The organism is Streptomyces sp. NPDC093149, from assembly GCF_044754145.1.
Taxonomy (GTDB): Bacteria; Actinomycetota; Actinomycetes; order Streptomycetales; family Streptomycetaceae; genus Streptomyces.
Genome location: NZ_JBIVON010000007.1, coordinates 265215 through 286454, shown reverse-complemented (window position 1 = coordinate 286454; position 21240 = coordinate 265215). Strand labels below are relative to the sequence as shown.

18 protein-coding genes and 1 pseudogene are annotated in these 21240 nt (G+C 71.4%); 6 read left to right on the top strand and 13 right to left on the bottom strand.

Annotated elements, in window-relative coordinates:
• Both ACIQCZ_RS22720 and ACIQCZ_RS22715 read right to left on the bottom strand, forming a co-directional pair.
• Nucleotides 1–343, bottom strand: a pseudogene (locus ACIQCZ_RS22720) (hypothetical protein); the annotation flags it as partial.
• Between the two features lie 290 nt (nt 344–633).
• Nucleotides 634–1083, bottom strand: coding sequence for a hypothetical protein (locus ACIQCZ_RS22715; RefSeq protein ID WP_402284682.1), 450 nt, complete (start codon nt 1081–1083; stop codon nt 634–636).
• 232 nt (nt 1084–1315) lie between these two features.
• Here ACIQCZ_RS22715 and ACIQCZ_RS22710 point away from each other — a divergent pair, with 232 nt between their 5' ends.
• The gene (locus tag ACIQCZ_RS22710; RefSeq protein ID WP_402284521.1) at nt 1316–1825 is read left to right on the top strand and encodes a DUF3574 domain-containing protein; all 510 of its coding nucleotides are present in this window, start codon (nt 1316–1318) and stop codon (nt 1823–1825) included.
• A gap of 341 nt (nt 1826–2166) precedes the next feature.
• On the opposite strand, the gene ACIQCZ_RS22705 is transcribed toward ACIQCZ_RS22710, so the two are convergent.
• The 3 genes from ACIQCZ_RS22705 to ACIQCZ_RS22695 all read right to left on the bottom strand — a co-directional run bounded on the left by ACIQCZ_RS22705 (nt 2167) and on the right by ACIQCZ_RS22695 (nt 7647).
• Nucleotides 2167–3483, bottom strand: a complete 1317-nt coding sequence (locus ACIQCZ_RS22705; protein ID WP_402284520.1) for an SWIM zinc finger family protein — start codon at nt 3481–3483, stop codon at nt 2167–2169.
• On the bottom strand, nt 3480–6443 hold the full coding sequence (locus tag ACIQCZ_RS22700) for a DEAD/DEAH box helicase (RefSeq protein WP_402284519.1): 2964 nt from the start codon (nt 6441–6443) through the stop codon (nt 3480–3482). The genes ACIQCZ_RS22705 and ACIQCZ_RS22700 overlap by 4 nt, the downstream gene beginning before the upstream one ends.
• A 226-nt stretch (nt 6444–6669) precedes the next feature.
• Entirely contained in the window at nt 6670–7647 is a 978-nt protein-coding gene (locus tag ACIQCZ_RS22695; protein ID WP_402284518.1) for a slipin family protein, read from the bottom strand.
• Nucleotides 7648–7907: 260 nt separating this feature from the next.
• Here ACIQCZ_RS22695 and ACIQCZ_RS22690 point away from each other — a divergent pair, with 260 nt between their 5' ends.
• Nucleotides 7908–8255 (top strand): hypothetical protein, encoded by a 348-nt coding sequence (locus tag ACIQCZ_RS22690; protein ID WP_402284517.1) that lies wholly within the window; start codon nt 7908–7910, stop codon nt 8253–8255.
• A gap of 35 nt (nt 8256–8290) precedes the next feature.
• Here the strand turns inward: ACIQCZ_RS22690 and ACIQCZ_RS22685 are convergent, their stop codons facing one another.
• Together ACIQCZ_RS22685 and ACIQCZ_RS22680 are read right to left on the bottom strand one after the other, a co-directional pair.
• The gene (locus tag ACIQCZ_RS22685; protein ID WP_402284516.1) at nt 8291–8746 is read right to left on the bottom strand and encodes a DoxX family protein; all 456 of its coding nucleotides are present in this window, start codon (nt 8744–8746) and stop codon (nt 8291–8293) included.
• 304 nt (nt 8747–9050) lie between these two features.
• Nucleotides 9051–10169, bottom strand: a complete 1119-nt coding sequence (locus ACIQCZ_RS22680; RefSeq protein ID WP_402284515.1) for an ADP-ribosylglycohydrolase family protein — start codon at nt 10167–10169, stop codon at nt 9051–9053.
• Nucleotides 10170–10253: 84 nt separating this feature from the next.
• Between ACIQCZ_RS22680 and ACIQCZ_RS22675 the strand changes: the two genes are divergently transcribed.
• On the top strand, nt 10254–10532 hold the full coding sequence (locus ACIQCZ_RS22675; RefSeq protein ID WP_402284514.1) for a DUF6343 family protein: 279 nt from the start codon (nt 10254–10256) through the stop codon (nt 10530–10532).
• A gap of 56 nt (nt 10533–10588) precedes the next feature.
• On the opposite strand, the gene ACIQCZ_RS22670 is transcribed toward ACIQCZ_RS22675, so the two are convergent.
• From ACIQCZ_RS22670 to ACIQCZ_RS22660, 3 genes are all read right to left on the bottom strand, one after another.
• Nucleotides 10589–10957 (bottom strand): tetratricopeptide repeat protein, encoded by a 369-nt coding sequence (locus tag ACIQCZ_RS22670; protein WP_402284513.1) that lies wholly within the window; start codon nt 10955–10957, stop codon nt 10589–10591.
• A gap of 98 nt (nt 10958–11055) precedes the next feature.
• Complete coding sequence (gene coaE / locus ACIQCZ_RS22665; protein WP_402284512.1) at nt 11056–11658, bottom strand: dephospho-CoA kinase; 603 nt, start codon at nt 11656–11658, stop codon at nt 11056–11058.
• 81 nt (nt 11659–11739) lie between these two features.
• Nucleotides 11740–12678 (bottom strand): PAC2 family protein, encoded by a 939-nt coding sequence (locus ACIQCZ_RS22660; RefSeq protein WP_402284511.1) that lies wholly within the window; start codon nt 12676–12678, stop codon nt 11740–11742.
• Between the two features lie 896 nt (nt 12679–13574).
• Here ACIQCZ_RS22660 and ACIQCZ_RS22655 point away from each other — a divergent pair.
• Nucleotides 13575–14537, top strand: coding sequence for a right-handed parallel beta-helix repeat-containing protein (locus tag ACIQCZ_RS22655; protein ID WP_402284510.1), 963 nt, complete (start codon nt 13575–13577; stop codon nt 14535–14537).
• A gap of 105 nt (nt 14538–14642) precedes the next feature.
• On the opposite strand, the gene rpsA is transcribed toward ACIQCZ_RS22655, so the two are convergent.
• On the bottom strand, nt 14643–16154 hold the full coding sequence (gene rpsA / locus ACIQCZ_RS22650; RefSeq protein ID WP_072483117.1) for a 30S ribosomal protein S1: 1512 nt from the start codon (nt 16152–16154) through the stop codon (nt 14643–14645).
• A 398-nt stretch (nt 16155–16552) separates the two neighbouring features.
• Here rpsA and ACIQCZ_RS22645 point away from each other — a divergent pair, with 398 nt between their 5' ends.
• Together ACIQCZ_RS22645 and hrpB are read left to right on the top strand one after the other, a co-directional pair.
• Entirely contained in the window at nt 16553–17365 is an 813-nt protein-coding gene (locus ACIQCZ_RS22645) for a class I SAM-dependent methyltransferase (RefSeq protein WP_402284509.1), read from the top strand.
• A gap of 80 nt (nt 17366–17445) precedes the next feature.
• On the top strand, nt 17446–19938 hold the full coding sequence (gene hrpB, locus ACIQCZ_RS22640; protein WP_402284508.1) for an ATP-dependent helicase HrpB: 2493 nt from the start codon (nt 17446–17448) through the stop codon (nt 19936–19938).
• Between the two features lie 33 nt (nt 19939–19971).
• Here the strand turns inward: hrpB and ACIQCZ_RS22635 are convergent, their stop codons facing one another.
• On the bottom strand, nt 19972–20982 hold the full coding sequence (locus ACIQCZ_RS22635; RefSeq protein WP_402284507.1) for a DUF3068 domain-containing protein: 1011 nt from the start codon (nt 20980–20982) through the stop codon (nt 19972–19974).
• 40 nt (nt 20983–21022) lie between these two features.
• Nucleotides 21023–21160, bottom strand: coding sequence for an SPW_0924 family protein (locus tag ACIQCZ_RS22630; protein WP_351081551.1), 138 nt, complete (start codon nt 21158–21160; stop codon nt 21023–21025).
• Nucleotides 21161–21240: the final 80 nt, after the last annotated feature.

The window sequence follows — 21240 nt, the reverse complement described above, 5'->3', positions numbered from 1 at the left end:
GGTCGGTGTCGGCGGAGGCCTGCTTCCCCGAGGTGGAAGGCACGGGCTTCGGGTAGGGCTTGCCGTTCGCGTCACCCGGGACCGGAATCGGGTCGGTGTCGGCGGAGGCCTGCTTCCCCGAGGTGGAAGGCACGGGCTTCGGGTAGGGCTTGCCGTTCGCGTCACCCGGGACCGGAATCGGGTCGGCCGTGGCCGACGTGCCCGACTTGGCCGGGTGCGTGTGGCCGGCGCTGGCAGCCTGAGCGGCGATGCCGCCGCCCATCACCAGGGCGAGACCGGCAGCCGACCCCAGCACCCAGGTGCGCAGGGAACGGTTCGACTTCTTGGCGCGGATGTGCCGCATAGGAAACGACTCCAAAGAGTAGAGACAACGCTGAAGGTCGGGCAGCGCCGGGACTGAAGATCCCGTCCCGGAAACCGCCTTTCACCCCACCAGACGTGCGGCCCCACCCGAGGTTGTCGCGATCCGCGAAAAATTCTGCAGCCTTCGTGGGTCCAGCCGGTGAACGTCCACACGTGGACGGCGGTGATGCCCCGGGGGGGGCCGCCCGCGCTCTGCGCAACCGCTTCACCGACACCTGCGGCGCCCTCGCCCCGCTCGGTTACCCAGCCCTCCACCACCTCGCCGGTCCGCTACGCAAGGCCGCCACCGCCGCCAGCGACACCGGTCTGATGCATCTGTGGCCGCGCACCGACTACCGCCCGGCCCGCGAAAATCCCGTCGCCCGGGGCCTCGCCCGCCTCGCAGCCCACACATGCCCCTCGGTGAACCGCTCCGCAATTCCCAGAAGCGACCATCTGCGCGAGCGTGATCAGCAGCGAGTCGCTGGGACCTGCCGGCCTCCGATCGGTTCTCACCGGGCCCGGCAACGCTCCCACGGCGGCGAGATCGGCGAGGGAGTTGGCCACCACTTGATCGATCCGGGCGTCGAGGCCTCCCGGACCCACCCGTGTGCCGGAGCGGTCGAGCGGGCACTGCCCGGCCAGGTACGCGGTCCGGCCCGCTTCCACCACGGTGATGTGGTGACAGCCGCGCGTGGGGTGCAGCTGGTCCGGATCGATCCGGGTGATCCGCTCGGTCACGCGGGCGATTCCGGCAGCCCGCGCCGCGAGCCGCAGCGGGATTTCGGCGAGCCCGTCGACCGGCCCATACGGGTGGTTTCCGGTGGATGCCCATGTCCTGCCGCCGCTCGGCGGGGACTGCTTGCCACAGTGGCCCCGCACGTCCAGGCGTCGATGTGTCCACGCCACGTTCCGACGTGAACCCCGCGCTCCCGCCCTCCGCCCTCCCGGACTCCGCAGAAAGGTTCCTGCCGTGCCTCGTCTCCCCCTCCTCATCCGCGCGAAGGGCCTCACCGGCCCCAAGCGGCCCAGCGCGCTCAGCACCACCGCCGCCCTGGCCGTGCTGGCCATGGGCACCCCTGTCGCGTACGCCACGCTCGGCGACGAAGCCCCCACCGCCTCGAAGCCGACGGCGGCCATCGCCGCGCGGGGGAAGGCCTACGTCGAGACCCGGCTGTTCTTCGGCACCGAACGCTCCGACGGCGGAGCACGTGTGACGGATCGTCAATTCTTGGCCTTCATCGACGAGGAGGTCACACCGCGCTTCCCGAACGGGGTGACCATCCAGGACGGCCGGGGGCAGTGGCGGGATTCCCACGGCGTGATCGAACGGGAGCGCAGTTACGAACTGACCCTGCTCTACCCGGCGTCCGAAGCACGCCTGCGCGACGCCCAGATCGAGCGGATCCGGAACGCCTACGAGAAGGCTTACGCCCAGGACTCGGTGGCCCGGATCGAGGAACACGCGACCGCCGACTTCTGACATCGCCCGCCGACCTGGCTCCGTCACCCGGCCACCGGGTCGCGGCCGTACGAGCCTCACGCCCGTGCGGCCGATCGAGCCGGCGCCGGTCCGTGCACCCCGCGGCGGTCACCGGGAGGATCACCGGCGCCGCTGCCGCCGTGCCGACACCGCCACCCCCGATACCGGCCGCCCTCAGCCGCCGGAGCGCCGAGCCTCCCGGACCTCCCGGACCGAGTACGGGACAACGCCCGCGAAGTCGTCGATGCCGTACTCCCCCGCCGAGGCCGGCCGCCGAAGCAGTCGGAGCAGTCGGAGCAGTCGGGCACGGTACCGCGGCCGAGGACGGGCCGGGGCCGGGGTCAGCCTCCGCTCAATTCCATGAGCGCGCCCACCGGATCGGTGTCCGGGGCGGCGCGGGGCCACCAGTCGTCCTCGCCCGGCTCGGACTCGTAGCCGTACCACCGGCCGTCGTGTCCGAAGCGGAGCTGCAGAGTGCCACCGGGGTGGGTGAGGTGGTTGCGCCAGGGATGGAAGCGGGGGAAGTCGGCGGCTGCGAGTGCGGGCCGGGCCCGGTCGAAGGGGCCGGCCGGAGGATCCCAGGGGGTTTCGAGGACGGCCAGCCCCTCGGCGCCGCCCTGCCGCCAGGCCGCGACGGCTCGGGCCAGATCGGTGGGTGTGCGGCCGGTGGCGTACGCCAGCTCGCGGTAGAGGGCGCGAGTGGTCGCGGTCAGGCCTGCGGTGGGTCGGGACGCGGCCAGGCGTACCGCGTCCTGCCAGGGGCTGAGGCCGGCGAGCGGGTCGAGGCCGCTGACGAGGAGCGTGTGCGCACGGACGGCCGCCTCCGTGGCCAGGTGGTCCAGGGCGAGCGGGTCACGGGCGCCGGGCAGACTCGGGTACGAGGGCGGCTGCCCGGGATGCGGCAGGGGTGGGAGCGGGGCGGGGAGCGGCGGGACATACCGGTCGGCGAGGGCCTCGTGAGCCGGCACGGAGGGGATGGCGGGGGCCGAGGGACGTTCCCGGGCGGAGTGTGCGGCGTTGCGACGGCCCAGGTCTTCGAGGAGCTCGCGCTCGCCCCGGCCGCGCAGCAGCAGAAGGACGAACGGATCGGTGTCCAGGAGTCTGGCCATCTGGTAGCAGAGGGCCGCCACGTGTTTGCAGGGCCAGCCGTGGTCGGGGCAGGAACATCCGGGGTCGAGGTCGCCCGCGGCGGGCAGCAGTGCGACACCGGCCTCGGCCGCCGTGTCGACGAGCGAGTGCGGCATCTCCTTGCCGAGCAACGCAGCGAGGTGACCGGGACGGGCGGCGACCGCGTCCAGGAATGTCTCCCAGTCGGCGTCGGCGAGCGGCCGCAGACGCAGTTCGGCGCGGTAGGGGCGGGGGCGGCTGCCGTGGACGTAGGCGACGACCCGTCCGGGGGTGACCGTGATCGCGGCGACCTTGCCGCTGTCGGCGTACGTACGACCGCGGGAGAGCCGTCCCTCGTCCATCGACAGGGACTCCAGGGCGGCCACCCAGGCGCGGCCCCACCAGCTGTCCGCGAAGGGTTCGTCGCCGCCGGAGGTACGGGGCGGCACGGCCTCGAAGGTGCGCCGCAGATCGTCGGGGCCGGGGCGTTGCCGGGCGACCGGCCGGGACTGGGAACGGTCGTGCGCGAGGGACCGGGGGCGGGGGCTCATGACGGCCTCCGGAGCGAGACGAGATCGGCCAGGTCACGGTCGCTGAGCTCGGTCAGCGCGGTCTCCCCGGTGCCGAGGACCGCGTCGGCCAGGACCCGCTTGGACCGCAACAGCTCGTCGATCCGGTCCTCGACCGTGCCTTCCGCGATCAGCCGGTGCACCTGCACGGGTTGCGTCTGGCCGATGCGGTACGCCCGGTCCGTGGCCTGTTCCTCGACGGCCGGGTTCCACCAGCGGTCGTAGTGGATGACGTGGGCGGCTCTGGTGAGATTCAGTCCGGTGCCCGCCGCTTTGAGGGAGAGCAGGAAGACCGGGACCTCGCCGGACTGGAATCGGTCCACCATCCGTTCACGTTCGGTCACCGGCGTGCCGCCGTGCAGGAGCTGGGAGGGTATGGCGCGCGAGGCGAGGTGGGCGGAGAGCAGCCGGGCCATCGTCACGTACTGGGTGAAGATGAGGACCGAGCCGTCCTCGGCGAGGATCGTGTCCAGGAGTTCGTCGAGCAGGGCGAGCTTTCCCGAACGGCCGTCGAGCCGGGTCGGCTCCTCCTTCAGGTACTGCGCGGGGTGGTTGCAGATCTGCTTCAGCGAGGCCAGCAGCTTCATGATCAGACCGCGTCGGGCGATGCCTTCCGAGGCTTCGATGAACGCCATCGTCTCGCGGACCGCCGCCTCGTAGAGGGTGGCCTGCTCGCGCGTCAGGAAGACGGGGTGGTCGGTCTCTGTCTTCGGCGGCAGTTCGGGGGCGATACCCGGGTCGGACTTCTTGCGGCGCAGGAGGAAGGGCCGGACCAGCCGGGAGAGCCGTTCGACCGCTTCGTCGTTGGCGAGGCCGGCAGCCGTCCCGGTGCTCTCGACGATGCGGGCGTGGCGGGCCCGGAACGCCTTGAGAGGGCCCAGCAGTCCGGGGGTGGTCCAGTCCAGCAGGGCCCACAGTTCGGAGAGGTTGTTCTCCACGGGGGTGCCGGTGAGAGCGATTCTGGCCGGGGCCGGGATGGTGCGCAGCGCCTTCGCCGTGGAGGAATGCGGGTTCTTCACGTGCTGGGCCTCGTCGGCGACGATCAGCCCCCAGGTGTGGTCGGCGAGTTGCGCCGCGCTCGAACGCATCGTGCCGTACGTGGTGAGGACGAAGCCGCCGTCGGGTTCGGCGAGGGTGCGGTCGGCGCCGTGGAAGCGGCGCACCGGGACGCCGGGGGCGAAGCGGTTGATCTCCCGGTGCCAGTTGCCCAGGAGGGAGGCGGGGCAGATCACCAGGGTGGGCGCGGGGTGGGCGCGGTGCAGATGGAGCGCGATGAGGGTGATCGTCTTGCCCAGGCCCATGTCGTCGGCGAGGCAGCCGCCGAGACCGAGTGAGGTCATCCGGTCCAGCCAGGCGAGGCCGCGCAGCTGGTAGTCGCGGAGCGTGGCGTCGAGTCCGGGCGGCGGGGCGATGGTGGTGTCGTCGGCGGTGATGCGGGCCCGGAGCGCGGCCAGTGCCCCGACGGGCACCGCGTCGACCTGTTCGCCGTCGACCTCGGCGCTGCCGGTCAGCGCGACGGCGAGGGCGTCCACCGGATCGAGCAGGCCCAGCTCCCGCTTGCGTGCCTTGCGTACGAGCGCGGGGTCGACGACGACCCACTGGTCCCGCAGTCGCACCACCGGCCGGTGGGCCTCCGCGAGCACATCCATCTCCGCCTCGGTGAGCTGCTCGTCGCCCAGTGAGAGCTGCCAGTTGAAGGAGAAGAGCTGCTCGGCGTCGAAGAACGAGGTGCCGTCGGTGGCCGAGCCCGGAGCGGACCGCACGACGGCTGCGGCGGTGAGGGAACGGGCCAGCTCCCTGGGCCAGTGGACGTCGACCCCGGCCGCCGCCAGCCGGGCTCCGGCATCGCTCAGCAGCTCGTACAGCTCGTCCTCTTCGAGTGCGAGGACATCGGGCACCGGCTGGTCGAGCAATCGCTCCAGCGGTGCCCAGACACGGGCGGCGCGGCGCAACGCGAGCACGGCATCGATCCTGGCGCGCGGGCCGAACGGCTCTCCCGCCCCGCCGTTCCACAGCGCGGCGGCGTCGACGACATAGGTCGGGTCGGCCAGGCTGTGCACCTGGGTGACGGCCGCGGCGGCGTGCCGCGCCGCGCCGCGACGGGCGTCCGCGGCCGCCCGGCCTGTGTCGGCTCCGGTGTCGGTGTCGTCGGACTCGTCGGGGCTGTCGTACGTATCGGCCGTGTCGAAGAGTTCGTAGGCCGAGAGGTCGAGGCGCAGCGAGATCCGTACGCCCGCGTCGAGCCCGGCCGCGACCTCGACGGCCCAGTCCCGGGCCTGTGGCAGATGCTGGGCCGCACGGGCCGCGAAGGGCGCCCCCATCGCGTACGCCGCCGCGGGTGTACGGGGCAGGGTGTCGGCGACCGCGTCGAGGAACGCCCCGATCAGCCACTCCGGCTCCGGGACCTGGAGCGGTGTGCGGCCCGGCAGCGGGACCGCGTACCCCTCGGCGGGCAGGGCGGCGGCGATCGCCCGGAGGTGGGCGATGTCCTCGGCGTCGCGCGGTCCGGCCCGCCAGGCGTCGTGGTCCTCGCCCGTCAGGCCGGGGAGCAGCCTGCCGCGCGCCACCAGGTTGAGCGCCTGGAGCGCGGCGGCGCCCCAGGCGCGGCTGGCGGGGTGGGCGGACCGCTGATGCCGGGCGCGGACCAGCAGTGGCAGGGCATCGGTCACGGCCATCAGGACGGCGGGCACCGCACACCGGCGGATGGCGTTCTCCCGGCCGTGTCCGCGGACGACGGTGATCTCCCGCGCGACCGCGTCGGGTACGGATCCCTCGGGATCCGCGGCGTTCCCGGAGAAGTCACCGGGCTCCGGGAGCGGGCCGCCGTCGGGATCCCAGAAGGCGACGCGTCCGTCTCTCGGCAGCGACGCGGGAAGGAAGACGGCCGCGCAGCTCAGGAGGCGGACGGCCGACGCGTCCGACTGCTGTTGTGCCGTGGTCATCGGTCCCCTCCCCTCCGGCCCTGATCCTCTTGATCGTCTGGATCCTCATGACTCCTGCGAGTCTAGGCGGGGGGTCTGACAACCAGTGGGGCACCTGCGTTCCAGCACGTCAGAGGCGATATGAGAGAGGCCTGCCGGTCCAGGGAGCGGACCGGGTCGGCCCGGAGAACGGACCTTCCCGACGGGAAACGCCGACGCCCTTCGAGGGCTCGGCGCGCCTCGTCGGTCAGTGCCTGGCGAGCGGCTTGGAGCGGGAGGGCGGCGCGGGCGTGGCGGCCGGGGTCACGCCGGGCATGGACGCCGGCGAGGGCGCCGGAGTCGTCGACGGAGACGGCTGAGGCCGACGGGGCTGGGGCCGCGGACGCGGCTGCGTCTGGACCGGACGCTGCGGCTGCACGGGCGGCTGCACGGCCTGCTGCGGCTGCGTCGCCGGCTGCTGCGCGGGCTGCTGCGCCCTCTCCAGGAAGCGGAGCAACTCCACCGGGAACGGCAGCACCAGCGTGGAGTTCTTCTCGGCAGCGACCGCCACCACCGTCTGCAGCAGGCGCAACTGGAGCGCGGCCGGCTGGGAGGACATCTCCTTCGCCGCCTCGGCGAGTTTCTTCGACGCCTGGAGCTCGGCGTCCGCGTTGATGACACGGGCCCGCCGCTCACGGTCGGCCTCCGCCTGCCGGGCCATGGAGCGCTTCATCGTCTCCGGCAGCGAGACGTCCTTGATCTCCACCCGGTCGATCTGCACGCCCCAGCCGACCGCCGGACTGTCGATCATCAGTTCAAGGCCCTGATTCAGCTTCTCGCGGTTGGACAGCAGGTCGTCCAGATCGCTCTTGCCGATGATCGACCGCAGTGAGGTCTGCGCCATCTGCGAGACCGCGAACCGGTAGTCCTCCACCTGGATCACCGCACTCGCCGCGTCGACCACCTTGAAGTAGATGACCGCGTCCACCCGCACCGTCACGTTGTCCCGCGTGATCCCGTCCTGCGCGGGCACCGGCATCGTCACGATCTGCATATTGACCTTGCGCAGCCGCTCGACACCGGGGAGGACCATGGTGAAGCCGGGCCCTCGCACGCCCTCACGGAGCCTGCCGAGCCTCAGCACGACGCCCCGCTCGTACTGCTTGACGATCTTGGCTGCGGCCATCAGGTACAGCGCACCTGCCGAAGCCCCCGCCACTGCCGCGATTACAAGCTCCTGGACCATGACGGCCCCCTGAACGCCGGGAACACCTGAATACAGGAATCAATCAGTTGCTATTACCACGGTATGCCCACTATCAACCGATATGAACATCGTCTGGGAGCCTCCGGCCCCGGCTGTCGCCCGCCCGGCCGTGCACCGGATGCCGGGGGTCCCGGGAGCGGGCAGGGTGACCAGCGTCAGCACGTTCTCACGCGGCGTACGCGGTGCGTGGTCCGCGGCGGGCTGACGGACGAGCCGGACGAGACAGACGAGGACCTGCCATGCCCGTGATCGACCACCGGCGCCGCCGCCTCGGCATCGCAGCCGCGACCGCGCTCCTGACCCTCACCGTCGCAGGCTGTTCCGGCCTCGGCCGGACCGCGGTCGGGCCGGTCACCTACACCACCGAGCGGGACGCCGTGATCACGGTGAACAGCCCCTCGGTGAAGGGCTGCCACCGGCTCGCTCCCTCGGGCGCCAGGGAAGTGATCAACGGCACCCTGATCGACATCATCCTGTACCGCACGCCCAACTGCACCGGGCCGGGTACGACATACCTCGCGACCACATTCACCGACGTCAACGGGACCGGCGCCCTGCCGTGGCGCAGCTTCAGCACGGTCCACTGACCCACGGCGCACGGAGCCCGGACGCGGGCCACGCGCTATGCGTGTCTCCGGATGAGCGCGAACAGATCCGCCGTACGGTCCCGGCGCTCCCTGGCGATCAGCACGAGCAGCACGATGAGCAGGGCCGGCATGATCGCGTTCACCCGGTCGAGGAGTGTCAGCTGGACGATGGAGGCGCCCGCCATCAGTCCGCAGAAGGCCATGGCCGCCACTCCGGCCAGAACCGGGATCAACAGGGCGACGGCTCCCGCCATCTCCAGCCCTCCGATGATGTACATCGCCGCCTGGTTCCAGCCCATCCGGTCGAAGGACTCGATCGCCGTCTCATGGGCGATCAGCTTGGCGAACGCGCTGAAGCCGAAGAACAGGGCGAGTACGACGCGTGCGACGGTCAGTGCCGCGGCCCCGCCGCCCCGGCCCCCGGCCCGGGTGTCGGCGGGGGCGCCAAGGGTGGCAGCAGGGTTGTGGTGGGCCGCTGTGGACTCGGTCATCCGGGTCTCCTCGGGAAGCTTCGCAGTGTGTCGCTTACGAAGAGGTAGACCCGTCCGCGGTCCGGAACTCATCGCTTCCCGGCCCTCGGACGTACCGCGCTCCGCGGCCGCTTCGGCACGGTCGCGCCCCCCGCCCTCGCATCCTCGGGACTGCGGTCGACGGCAGCCGCCTCCACCCTGAGGATGCTGACGGGGCGACGAACGGACGGGGCGTCAGCACCGTTCGCGCCGACGTACCGCGCCCGCCCGCTCAGCCCGTCCGCCACGTCGGCGGACCGTCGGCGCGCGGGACGCGGGGCACTCGTCAGTACGCCGGATAGCGGTCCGCCGGCCACGCGACCGCGTGCTCGAACTCCAGGCACAGATCGTCGGCCACCTCGGTGATCACCGCTCGTCCTTCGGTCGCCACCAGCCAGGACGGCGGAAGGTGCACGTCCCCGTGACGGGCTCCGAGCAGATTGCCGCAGATCGCGCCCGTGGAGTCGCTGTCGCCCGAGTGGTTGACCGAGAGCAGCAGCGACTGGGCCACCTGGTCGGCGGTCGGCAGCACCAGGGCGCAGTACACGGCGATCGCGAGCGCCTCCTCCGCGACCCAGCCCGCGCCCAGCGTCTCCACCTTCTCGGCGGTCGGTTCGCCCTCGGCGGCCAGGTCGACGGCCGCGCGCAGAGCCGCCGTCGTCTCCTCGTGTCCCGGATGACGGCCCAACAGCTCCATGGCCCGCAGGACCGCGCCCGCCATCGAGTCCCCCTCCAGAAGATGGGTGACGATCGCGGCGAACGCCCCTGCCGCGTACGCACCGGTCGGGTGACCGTGCGTGATCTGCGCGCACCAGTGGGCGAGCCGGAAGCCCCTCCGGGCGTCCCCACCGACCAGCCCGAAGGGGGCGGACCGCATCACCGTGCCGCAGCCCTTGGACCCCGTGTTCACGGGACCGGGCGTACCGAGCGTTTCCGTGGGTTCCGGCACATGGCCGGCCGCGAGCCCGGTCAGACAGGCATTCCCGGGAGCCCGTCGCGCGTAGAGCCAGGCCTCCTGCCTCAGCCAGCCGGTCCGCACCGGGTTGTCGCCGCCGCGGGCCGGCGGAGCCGGGTGGTACTGGGTGTCGAGCCAGCGCAGATAGGCGTTCCGCACGACGCCGATCTCGGCGCCGCCCATCCCCTTCGACATCGCCCGGGAATGGGCCCTGATCAGCCCCTCGGCCGTGAACAGGGTCATCTGCGTATCGTCCGTGACACGTCCGACGACCCCTTCGTCGTCCGCGAGAAGCCCCTGCACACCCTGTTCACCGTGCGCGCGGCGGATACCGGCGAGCGAAAGGAACTCCACCGGATTTCCCAGGGCGTCCCCGATCGCCCCGCCCAGCAGACAGCCACGGACCCTCGCCCTGCGGCCGTTGCGGTCCCCCCACGATGTGCTGTTCACGCACGATCCCCTCGATCGAAATCCGACGTCGGCATCCCCGAAAAGGCCATCGCGGGTCCATTCTGGGTAGGAGAGGCGATCGCCATGCGTACCGGCAATGAACCGATGACTGCCCGCAGTCCTCTGCGGCTGCGGCTCTGCCTGAGTCTATGGGGGCTGGTCTGGGCCGTCTTCGGCCTGGCGGCCTTCACGCTGACCGGCCGGCCGGGCTGGGCCGCCGCCTGCGGGCTGCTGCTCCTGCTCGTCCTGGTGGACATCGCGGTGATCGTCCACCACATCCACCAGGGACCGCACTATCAGCCGGGACGCAACATCCCGCCCTACGAACCCGATCACGGCGGGCACGGCCGGTACGGGCACTGAAGGATGCCGGGCACGGACGCGTACCCGGCGGGCCTCGGCCGGTCGGCGCGGAGGGGTCAGTCCTCCGTACGGAAGCGGGCCGCCTTCAGATACTCGGGGTTCGGATCGAGCGCGGCGGCCAGCCGGAAGTGCCGCGCGGCCCGGTCGGAGCGGCCGGAGCGCTCGAAGGTGCGGGCGAGCGCGAAGTGCGCGAAGGCGTTGTCCGGCTCGCGCTCCAGGACGAGTTCGAATTCGAGTTCGGCAGGACGCAGTTGGGCGGCGGCGAAGAAGGCTCGGGCCCGCAGCAGACGGGCCGCGGTGTTCTCCGGATGGACCGCGATCACCGAGTCCAGGAGCTTCACCGCGCCCCGGGGGTCGCGGGCCGCCAGCAGGTGTTCGGCCGCGCGGAAGTCGATGACATCTGTTTCCGGGGTCCTCTCGGGCACGATCGCATCCTTCCCTTCAGTATCGGATCCCCAACGTCCGACCGGCTTCCACTATTCCGGTGGAGAGCGGTCCGACACGGACCGGACCGGCTCGGGGATCAGCCGGCCGCGGCCCGTTGTGTCAGCTCCGACCAGACCTTGCGGACCTGCGGCTCCAGCGCTTCCAGCGACCCGTCGTTGTCGATGATCAGATCGGCCACGGCTCGCCGCTCCTCCCGGGTGACCTGTGCCGCCATCCGGGCGCGAGCCTCGGGCTCGGTCATGCCGCGCAGCCGTACGAGCCGGTCGAGCTGGGTCTGCGGCCCGGCGTCCACGACGACGACCAGGTCGTAGAGCGGCGCGAGGCCGTTCTCGGCGAGGAGGGGGACGTCGTGGACGACGACCGAGTCGGGGCCCGCGGCCCGCTCCAGTTCGGCGGAGCGGGCGCCGACCAGCGGGTGGACGATCGCGTTGAGGGTGGCGAGCCGGTCGGCGTCGGAGAAGACGATCGAGCCGAGCTTCGGCCGGTCCAGGGTGCCGTCGGCGGTCAGGATGCCTTCGCCGAACGCGTCGACGACGGCGGCGAGTCCGGGCGTCCCCGGCTCGACGACCTCCCGGGCGATCCGATCCGCGTCGATCAGCACCGCTCCGTATCCGACGAGCAGCCGCGACACTTCACTCTTGCCGGCGCCGATCCCACCGGTCAGGCCCACTTTCAGCATGCCGGGAAGCCTAGTACGAAGGGCGGACCGGGGCGGCCGGTCCGATGTCCTGCCCACGCTCCACGAGGAACCGTCGGCCGGTCAGGCGTCTCCCTCACGCTCCGCGAGGAACCGCTCGAATTCGCGGCCGATCTCGTCGGCGGACGGCAGTTCGACCGGCTCCGCGACCAGATTGCCCCGGGTCTCGGAGCCCGCGACCGCGTCGTACTGGTGCTCAAGGCCCTCGACGAGCGCGACGAGCTCCTCGTCACCCTGGTCGATCTGCCGGTCGATCTCGGTCTGGGTCCGGTGGGCCTCCGTGCGCAGCGCGTGGGCGACGGCCGGCAGGACCAGGCCGGTGGCGGCCGTGATCGACTCCAGGGCGGTGAGCGCCGCGTCCGGATAGGCGGAGCGGGCGACGTAGTGCGGCACGTGGGCGGCGACGCCCAGGACGTCGTGCCCGGCCTCCATCAGCCGGTACTCCACCAGGGACTCGGCCGAGCCGGGCACCTGCGCCTCGTCGAACGGGCTGCGGTGGCCGGGCACGAGGTCCGTGCGGTTGCCGTGCGGGGTCACGCCGACGGGACGGGTGTGCGGGACGCCCATCGGGATGCCGTGGAAATTCACCGCCAGGCGGACACCGAGGCGCTCGACGATCTGCTCGACGGCGGCGGCGAAGCGCTCCCACTCCACATCGGGCTCGGGCCCGGAAAGCAGCAGGAAGGGCGCGCCGGTGGCGTCCTGGACGACCCGGACGTCGAGCGTCGGGGTCTCGTAGGCCGCCCAGCGGTCGCGCCGGAAGGTCAGCAGCGGGCGCCGCGCGCGGTAGTCGACGAGCCGGTCGTGGTCGAAGCTGGCGACGACCTGGTGCGGCAGCGTTTCGAGCAGTCCGTCGACGATCTGCTCGCCCGTCTCACCCGCGTCGATGTATCCGTCGAAGTGGTAGAGCATGACCAGGCCGGCCGACTCCTGGGCGAGCGCCATGTCGACGACGGCCAGCCCCTTCGGCTCCCATTCGTACAAACTCTGCGGATCAGGCACGGTTACCGCTCCTCCTCGTGTTCCTAGTGCTGTGGCCGGAAAGGTTCACCGGCTCGCGGCGCCCGGTACGGCATCTCGCCGCGTTGTCGCATCACCCGAGTGCGGCCGGCACGAGGGCGATCCTCCGCCTTGCGACGCACCGCACCGGACGCCGCGAGCCTCCCGGCAAACCTTTCCGGCCACAGCACTAGAGCAGAACGTCCGACAGGGCACGGGCATTCCCGGACCGTGCCCCGTCACCCGGCGGTTCATGCCGGAACCTTTGTGAGAACACGGGCGTGGAGCGCCGTCACCTCTTCCGCGCAGAGGTGAACGTGCCGTGCCGCCAGGCGCCCGTGGGGCCGAGGTGGTCACTCGCGAAGGGGACGTGCCCGGCGGCACGGTGGCGCACCGGTGCCCCCGCCCCTGTCTTCGCTTCGAAGACAGGGAAGTTGACATTCACATCGGTGAACACCGCGATGGGAACGCCGCGTTCGCAACAGCGGAAGGGCGGGTTCACTGTCGGCCGCCCGAGCGGTGGGGGGGGGCGAGGCCGAGGGCTTTGTCGTCGCGAACATCGCGCCTGCGGCACCGATGAAGCCGGTGTCGCACGGAAGCAAGCGCACGATGACTCGCACTTGGCATCCCGGGCGAGTTACGCGAAGCATGCGTCACGCCCCCGCTCGCCTTCGGCCGTTGAGGTTGCCGAGATCCCGACCAGAACCTGTTACGAACCATCAGTTATTTGTGCATTGCGCTGTTTTCCCCTCTTCGCCCCGTCCGATGCCCCACGAACAATGGTCCATACCTTGACACGCCCACACCCCATCCCTACCGTCACTGGGCAGCACGTTCAGACACTCGCCCCACATTCATGTACGAGAACGTCTTGAACTCCTTCGACGGAAGGCACCCCCATGCGCATCCGTACGTCGCTCCCCGCCCTGCTGGCCGCCGCGCTCGCCACCGGCGGTCTCGCCCTCGCCTCCGCCACCGACGCGGACGCGGCGGCCGTCATCAATGTGAGCACCACGGCCCAGCTGAAGTCCGCCCTCGCCGCCGCGTCCCCCGGCGACACGATCCGGCTCGCCGATGGCACGTACACCGGCAACTTCAAGGCGACCGTCCCCGGCACCGCCTCCGCCCGGATCACCCTCACCGGTTCCGCCGGAGCCGTCCTCACCGCCGGCGGCGGCTACGGACTGCACCTCAACGGCGCCTCCTACTGGACCGTCCAAGGCATCACGATCACCGGCGGCCAGAAGGGCATCATGGCCGACACCGCCACCGGAGTCGTGATCGACTCGGTGACCGTGCACGACCTGGACATGGAGGGCGTCCATTTCCGCAAGTCCAGCAAGAACGGCGTCATCAAGAACTCACGGATCCACGACACCGGGCACGACGGCCGCGGCATGGGCGAGGGCGTCTACGTCGGCACGGCGGGCGACCTCTCCGACAAGAGCGACCAGGTCCAGATCCTCAACAACACGATCGGGCCGGGGGTCGGCGGCGAGAACGTCGACATCAAGGAAGGCACCACCGGAGCGAGGATCATCGGCAACACCTTCGACGGCAGCGGGCTGACCGGCGCCAACTACGACGACTCCTGGGTCGACGTGAAGGGCAACAACGTCCTGGTCGAAGGCAACAAGGGGACCCGTACGACCAACAACGGCTACGAGACCCACACCCAGCAGGGCGGCTGGGGCTGCGGCACCGTCTTCCGCAACAACACCTCGGACCTGTCCGGCGCCAAGGGCGACAAGCAGATCGCGTTCAACGTCACCAACTACAGCACGAGCTGCCCGACCACCGTCTACAGCAGCAACACGGTGACCGGCGGCAAGGGCTTGACCAACATCACCGTCACGCCGTAACGACTCGCGCGGACGGCCACGGACACGAGTGAGGCCCGCTCCCCGAGGGGAACGGGCCTCACCTTTCAGCTACGGCGATCAATCACCGGCCGGAGGGGCAGAGCGTCAGCTCTGGCCGCCCGCCAGCTTCTCGCGCAGGGCAGCCAGGGCCTCGTCCGACGCCAGGGCGCCGGAGTTGTCCGCGGACTCCGAGGAGTACGAGCCGCCACCGCTGCCGCCGGAGGCAGCCGGGGCGCCACCGGCCGGGGCGGCAGCGCCCTCGGCAGCAGCGGCCTCGTCGGCCTCGCGGGACTTGATGACCTGGGCCTGGTGCTGCTCGAAGCGCTGCTGCGCCTCGGCGTACTGCGTCTCCCACGCCTCGCGCTGGGTCTCGTAGCCCTCGAGCCAGTCGTTGGTCTCGGGGTCGAAGCCCTCGGGGTAGATGTAGTTGCCCTGGTCGTCGTAGGACGCGGCCATGCCGTACAGGGTCGGGTCGAACTCGACCGACGCCGGGTCGGCACCGAAGGACTCGTTGGCCTGCTTCAGCGAGAGGCTGATGCGGCGACGCTCCAGGTCGATGTCGATGACCTTGACGAAGATCTCGTCGTTGACCTGGACGACCTGCTCCGGGATCTCCACGTGGCGCTCGGCCAGCTCGGAGATGTGGACCAGACCCTCGATGCCCTCGTCGACGCGCACGAACGCACCGAACGGAACGAGCTTGGTGACCTTACCGGGAACGACCTGCCCGATCTGGTGCGTACGGGCGAACTGCTGCCACGGGTCTTCCTGCGTCGCCTTGAGCGACAGCGAGACGCGCTCGCGGTCCATGTCGACGTCGAGAACCTCGACGGTGACCTCCTGGCCGACCTCGACAACCTCGGAGGGGTGGTCGATGTGCTTCCAGGACAGCTCGGAGACGTGCACGAGACCGTCGACGCCGCCGAGGTCCACGAACGCACCGAAGTTGACGATCGAGGAGACGACGCCGGAGCGGACCTGGCCCTTCTGCAGGGTCGTGAGGAACGTCTGGCGAACCTCGCTCTGGGTCTGCTCCAGCCAGGCACGGCGGGACAGGACCACGTTGTTGCGGTTCTTGTCCAGCTCGATGATCTTGGCCTCGAGCTCCTTGCCCACGTAGGGCTGGAGGTCGCGGACGCGGCGCATCTCGACGAGGGAGGCCGGCAGGAAGCCACGGAGGCCGATGTCGAGGATGAGACCACCCTTGACGACCTCGATGACGGTACCGGTGACGATGCCGTCCTCTTCCTTGATCTTCTCGATCGTGCCCCAGGCACGCTCGTACTGAGCGCGCTTCTTGGACAGGATGAGGCGGCCTTCCTTGTCCTCCTTCTGGAGAACCAGGGCCTCGATCTCGTCGCCGACCTTGACGACCTCGTTGGGGTCGACGTCGTGCTTGATCGAAAGCTCGCGGGACGGGATGACGCCTTCGGTCTTGTAACCGATGTCGAGCAGGACCTCGTCCCGGTCGACCTTCACGATGACGCCGTCGACGATGTCGCCGTCGTTGAAGTACTTGATCGTCTCGTCGATCGCGGCGAGGAAGGCTTCCTCGTTACCGATGTCGTTGACCGCTACCTGCGGGGTGGTGGCGGTGGTCTCGGTGCTGCTCGTCATGTGGGAAAGGGCTCCGGTACGGACAGAGAGTCGTAGGTACTGCTACGCCGGGAGCCCGTATCGCCTCCGCTGAAGCCGGACAGCCCGGGAAGCACCGCACCCGCCGAACGGGAGGCACCTCGTGAACCGAGGGGACATGCAACAGACGCGAGCGCGGCCTGCTAGGTCTGAGGCGCGCAGGCTCGCAGCGCAACTTGTAGCATACGGGGGCAGCCGGGCACGGTCAATGCGCGAAGGCGCACACCCGGGGCGCAACAGCCCATATCCGGCACAATTCGTGTTCCCCGAGGCCACATCGGCCCCAGGAGATAATCCGTGGGTACGGAGCCGTACGGACAGCTGCCCCTGGGTACATACCGCGTGCGGCGGGGTGAAGGCAAACTACAACGACGGGCACGATGAGCCAAGAGATCTACGCGGCCGAACCCGAAGCGACTCGCCGCGACGCCTCGGAAACCGAGAGCACCCGGGCCAGTCGCGGCTGGTGGGACCGGAACGCCGACGAGTACCAGAGCGACCACGGCGCCTTCCTCGGCGACGACCGTTTCATCTGGGGGCCGGAGGGGCTCGACGAGGCCGAGGCCGGTCTGCTCGGCCCCGCCGAGTCGCTGAGGGGCCTGGACGTCCTGGAGATCGGCGCGGGCGCGGCGCAGTGCTCGCGCTGGCTCGCCGCCAGGGGAGCCCGTCCGGTGGCCCTCGACCTCTCGCACCGGCAGCTGCAGCACGCGCTGCGGATCGGCGGTGGGCTCCCCCTGGTGGAGGCGGACGCCGGCGTGCTGCCCTTCCGGGACGGCTCCTTCGACGTGGCGTGCTCCGCATACGGCGCTGTGCCCTTCGTCGCCTCCCCGGTGCAGGTGTTCCGCGAGGTGCACCGGGTGCTGCGCCCCGGGGGCCGCTGGGTCTTCTCGGTGACGCATCCGATCCGCTGGGCGTTCCCGGACGAGCCCGGACCCGAGGGGCTCTCGGTCGCGGCGTCGTACTTCGACCGCACCCCCTACGTCGAGCAGGACGAACAGGGCAACGCCGTGTACGTCGAGCACCACCGGACGCTGGGCGACCGGGTGCGGGACGTGGTGGCCGGCGGTTTCCGCCTGGTCGATCTGGTCGAGCCGGAATGGCCCGCCTGGAACCACCAGGAGTGGGGCGGCTGGTCCCCGCTGCGCGGGAACCTGATCCCGGGCACGGCGATCTTCGTCTGCGAACGGGACTGACACGGAGATCCTGGGCCACGGGGGTCCTGGGCCCGGTCCCGGGGTGAGGGAGCCCCGGTTCCTCGTACGAGACTGGGGGCGTGATCCGTACCGACGCCCTGGACCAGTTGCCCGTACGCACGGCTGTGCCCGCCCTGGAGCGGGCGCTCGACGACCGCGGTGTCGCGGTGCTCTGCGCGCCGCCCGGCACCGGCAAGACGACCCTCGTACCGCTGGTCCTGGCCGGTCTGACCGGCGGCGGGCCGGTGCGCCGGGTGGTGGTCGCCGAGCCGCGGCGGATCGCGGCGCGGGCGGCGGCGCGGCGGATGGCGTGGCTCATCGGGGAGCGGGCCGGCGGGCGGGTGGGGTTCACGGTCCGCGGAGAGCGGGTGGTGGGGCGCGACACCGTGGTGGAGGTGGTGACCACCGGGGTGCTGCTTCAGCGGCTGCAGCGCGACCAGGAGCTGGCCGGGGTCGACGCGGTGATCATCGACGAGTGCCATGAGCGGCACCTGGACGCGGACACGGTCGCCGCGTTCCTTCTCGACGTGCGGGCGGCGATCCGGCCCGACCTGCGGCTGGTGGCCGCGTCGGCGACGACGGACGCCGCGGGCTGGGCGCGGCTGCTGGGTGATGCCCCCGTGGTGGAGGCACGGGGTGTCTCGCATCCGGTGGAGGTGGTCTGGGCACCGCCCGCCACCCCGGTGAGGCCGCCGCACGGGATGAGGGTCGATCCGGCGCTGCTGACGCATGTCGCGGCCACGGTGCGCCGGGCACTCGCCGAGCGGGACGGCGATGTGCTGTGCTTCCTGCCCGGTGTCGGCGAGATCGGGCGGGTGGCGGGGCAGCTTGCGGGGGTGGGGGCCGAGGTGCTCCAGGTGCACGGGCGGGCTCCGGCCGCGGTGCAGGACGCTGTGCTGGCCGGGTCGTCCGGGAGCCGGCGGGTGGTGCTGGCGACCTCGGTGGCGGAGTCGTCCCTGACGGTGCCCGGGGTGCGGATCGTCGTCGACTCGGGGCTGGCCAGGGAGCCGCGCACCGATCACGCGCGGGGGCTGAGCGCGCTGACGACGGTGCGGGCGTCGCAGGCGGCGGGGAGGCAGCGGGCGGGCCGGGCCGGGCGTGAGGCGCCGGGGGCGGTGTACCGGTGCTGGGAGCAGGCGGAGGACGGGCGGCTCGCGCGGTTCCCGTCCCCGGAGATCGAAGTCGCGGATCTGGCGGCTTTCGCGTTGCAGGCGGCGTGCTGGGGCGATCCGGACGCGTCGGGGCTGGCACTGCTCGATCCGCCGCCCGCGGGCGCGATGGGCGCGGCGCGCGAGGTGCTGAGGGCGGTCGGCGCGGTGGACGCGGACGGCCGGGTCACCGACCGGGGCGTACGGATGTCCCGGCTGGGTCTGCATCCGCGGCTGGCGCGGGCGCTGCTGGACGGCGCCGTCGAGGTGGGCGGGCGGCGGGCGGCCGAGGTGGTGGCGCTGCTGAGCGAGGAGCCGCCGCGGGAGTACGGGGACGATCTGGCGGCCGCGCTGCGGACCGCCCGGCGCGGCGGGGACGGGTATGCGGCGCGCTGGCGGCAGGAGGTCCGGCGGCTCTCCTCCTCGGTCCAGGACGCGGGCGGGGGTTCGGGCCCGGACGACGGAGCCGTCGGTCTGGTGGCCGCCCTGGCGTTCCCGGAGCGGGTGGCGCGGGCCCGGGGCGAGGGGGCGTTCCTGATGGCGTCGGGTACGGGTGCGCAGGTGCGGGACGGCTCGGGGCTGCGCGGCGCGCCGTGGCTGGCGGTCGCGGTCGCCGACCGGCCGGCGCATTCGGCGTCCGCGCGGGTGCGCCTCGCCGCCGTCATCGACGAGGACACGGCGCGGACGGCCGCCGGACATCTGTGGTGCACGGGCGAGGAGGTCCGCTGGGCCGACGGCGATGTGGTCGCCCGCAGGGTGGAGCGGCTGGGTGCCGTCGAGCTGTCGGTGCGCCCGTTGAAGGAGCCGGCGCCCGAGCTGGTGCGCGAGGCGCTGGTCGAGGGTCTGCGGCGCGAAGGGCTCGGGCTGCTGCGCCGAACGCGTGAGACCGAGCAGTTGCGGGAGCGGCTCGCCTTTCTGCACCGGACGTTGGGCGCGCCCTGGCCGGACGTGTCGGACGGTGCGCTGCTGGAGGGTACCGAGGAGTGGCTGGAGCCCGAGTTGTCTCGGGCGCGGCGGCGCTCGGATCTCGCGCGGATCGACGCGGGGCAGGCGTTGCGGCGGCTGCTGCCGTGGGCGACCGGTGAGGCGGCGCGGCTGGACGAGCTGGCTCCGGAGCGGATCGAGGTGCCGAGCGGCTCCCGTATCAGGGTCGAGTACGGCGGGGCGCAGCCCGTACTCGCGGTGAAGCTCCAGGAGCTGTTCGGCCTGCAGGAGACCCCGACGGTGGCCGGGGTGCCGGTGCTGGTCCATCTGCTGTCCCCCGCCGGCCGCCCCGCGGCCGTCACCGCGGATCTGGCGTCGTTCTGGCGGGACGGCTACCGGGCCGTGCGGGCGGAACTGCGCGGCCGCTATCCGAAGCATCCGTGGCCGCAGGACCCCACGACGGTGGAGGCGACCCGGTTCACGAAGAGGGCCCGGCGGTAGGCGGCGCGGCCGCCGGGCCCTGCGGGGCGCGGCTCAGGCGGGAGCAGGTCGCGGGTCCGGGGCGGGCGCCGGTGCCCCGTCGGGCAGTTCGCCGTCCGGGCGCCGGGAGCGGGCCTCCAGCCACAGGGCGAGTGCGAGCAGTCCGGCGCCGAGGGCGAGGAAGCCCCAGGGCAGGTACGAGGTGAGCAGCAGGACCAGCACACGCTGGGACTTGACCAGGGCGACGATCGAATCGACGTAGTCCTCGCGCATCTTCACGTGCCCGGCGAACACGGTGACGGTGTCCTGGGGCAGGCCCATCGCCTTGGCGTTGCGCAGCTCCTCCTTGTGGACCTCCTCGCCGTTGACGGGCGCCCCGGTGACCGGGTCCACCCAGAACATGCGCTTGGTCGTGTACCAGCGGGTCATGCCCGTCTTCGCGATCTGTTCCGGGGTGACGCCCTTGATGGGCATCTTCTTCGGCATCGGGACCTTGGTCCACGCAATGGTCTGCTCGAAGTAGTAGACGTCCATGCCGTGGAAGGTGCGGGTGCCCTTGTAGTGGATCGGCGAGCTGGTGCGGGCCTGGGCGTCGAAGTACTCGTAGTCGCGCTTCTGAGTGAGGAAGGGCCACTTGAACTCGATGCCCTCGCGCCTGACCGGATCACCGTCGACCGATTCCCCGGTGGCGTGGACGGGGGCCTGGCTGTGCGCGTCGAAGATGTAGCGCTCGGGGATCTCGGAGACCATCTTGCCGTCCGGACCGACCACATAACTGAGGGCGTCCCAGACGACGACGTCGCGTCCGGCGCTGCGTTCGATCTTCTCGGACTCCTCCACATTGCCCTTGAGGGTCTGCACGATGGTGACCTTGGGGACCCGTTTGACCTTCATGTTGTCGTTGTAGTCGAGGAGGGTGGCGGGCTTCGCCTCCAGCACCGTCTCCTGGTACTGGCTGGGCGGGATCTTCGCGAGCCTCGGGAAGGCGTACCAGCGCAGCAGGGGCGACATGGCGGCGAAGAAGACGGCGAAGGCCAGGAGTACGAGGCTGGCTCGGCGGCGCATGGTGGTGCCCTCCCTCAGCTTCTGTTGCTTCTTCCGGTGGCTAGTTCTTGGGGCCCGGGACGGTGGTCAGCAGAGGTTTGGGCGAGGTCTCTCCGGGCGGGGCGCCGATCGCGCTGATGGTGAGGACGAGCGCGAGGGCTGCGGCCAGCCCGATGGCGGCGGCGACGAAGGCACGCATGCCGGATCCTCCCGGGGAGCACGGATCTGATGGATCGTCAGGGTTGAGGCACCGTAGCAATGCGGGCGCGAGATGAGAAC

What these genes read in the sequence shown, in the direction of transcription:
- ACIQCZ_RS22695 (WP_402284518.1), bottom strand. Translation starts at nt 7,647, where the DNA reads ATGGTCCAGGAGCTTGTAATCGCGGCAGTGGCGGGGGCTTCGGCAGGT.
- ACIQCZ_RS22655 (WP_402284510.1), top strand. Translation starts at nt 13,575, where the DNA reads ATGCGCATCCGTACGTCGCTCCCCGCCCTGCTGGCCGCCGCGCTCGCC.
- ACIQCZ_RS22705 (WP_402284520.1), bottom strand. Translation starts at nt 3,483, where the DNA reads ATGAGCCCCCGCCCCCGGTCCCTCGCGCACGACCGTTCCCAGTCCCGG.
- ACIQCZ_RS22635 (WP_402284507.1), bottom strand. Translation starts at nt 20,982, where the DNA reads ATGCGCCGCCGAGCCAGCCTCGTACTCCTGGCCTTCGCCGTCTTCTTC.
- ACIQCZ_RS22645 (WP_402284509.1), top strand. Translation starts at nt 16,553, where the DNA reads ATGAGCCAAGAGATCTACGCGGCCGAACCCGAAGCGACTCGCCGCGAC.
- ACIQCZ_RS22630 (WP_351081551.1), bottom strand. Translation starts at nt 21,160, where the DNA reads ATGCGTGCCTTCGTCGCCGCCGCCATCGGGCTGGCCGCAGCCCTCGCG.
- ACIQCZ_RS22675 (WP_402284514.1), top strand. Translation starts at nt 10,254, where the DNA reads ATGCGTACCGGCAATGAACCGATGACTGCCCGCAGTCCTCTGCGGCTG.
- ACIQCZ_RS22685 (WP_402284516.1), bottom strand. Translation starts at nt 8,746, where the DNA reads ATGACCGAGTCCACAGCGGCCCACCACAACCCTGCTGCCACCCTTGGC.
- coaE (WP_402284512.1), bottom strand. Translation starts at nt 11,658, where the DNA reads ATGCTGAAAGTGGGCCTGACCGGTGGGATCGGCGCCGGCAAGAGTGAA.
- rpsA (WP_072483117.1), bottom strand. Translation starts at nt 16,154, where the DNA reads ATGACGAGCAGCACCGAGACCACCGCCACCACCCCGCAGGTAGCGGTC.
- ACIQCZ_RS22690 (WP_402284517.1), top strand. Translation starts at nt 7,908, where the DNA reads ATGCCCGTGATCGACCACCGGCGCCGCCGCCTCGGCATCGCAGCCGCG.
- ACIQCZ_RS22700 (WP_402284519.1), bottom strand. Translation starts at nt 6,443, where the DNA reads ATGACCACGGCACAACAGCAGTCGGACGCGTCGGCCGTCCGCCTCCTG.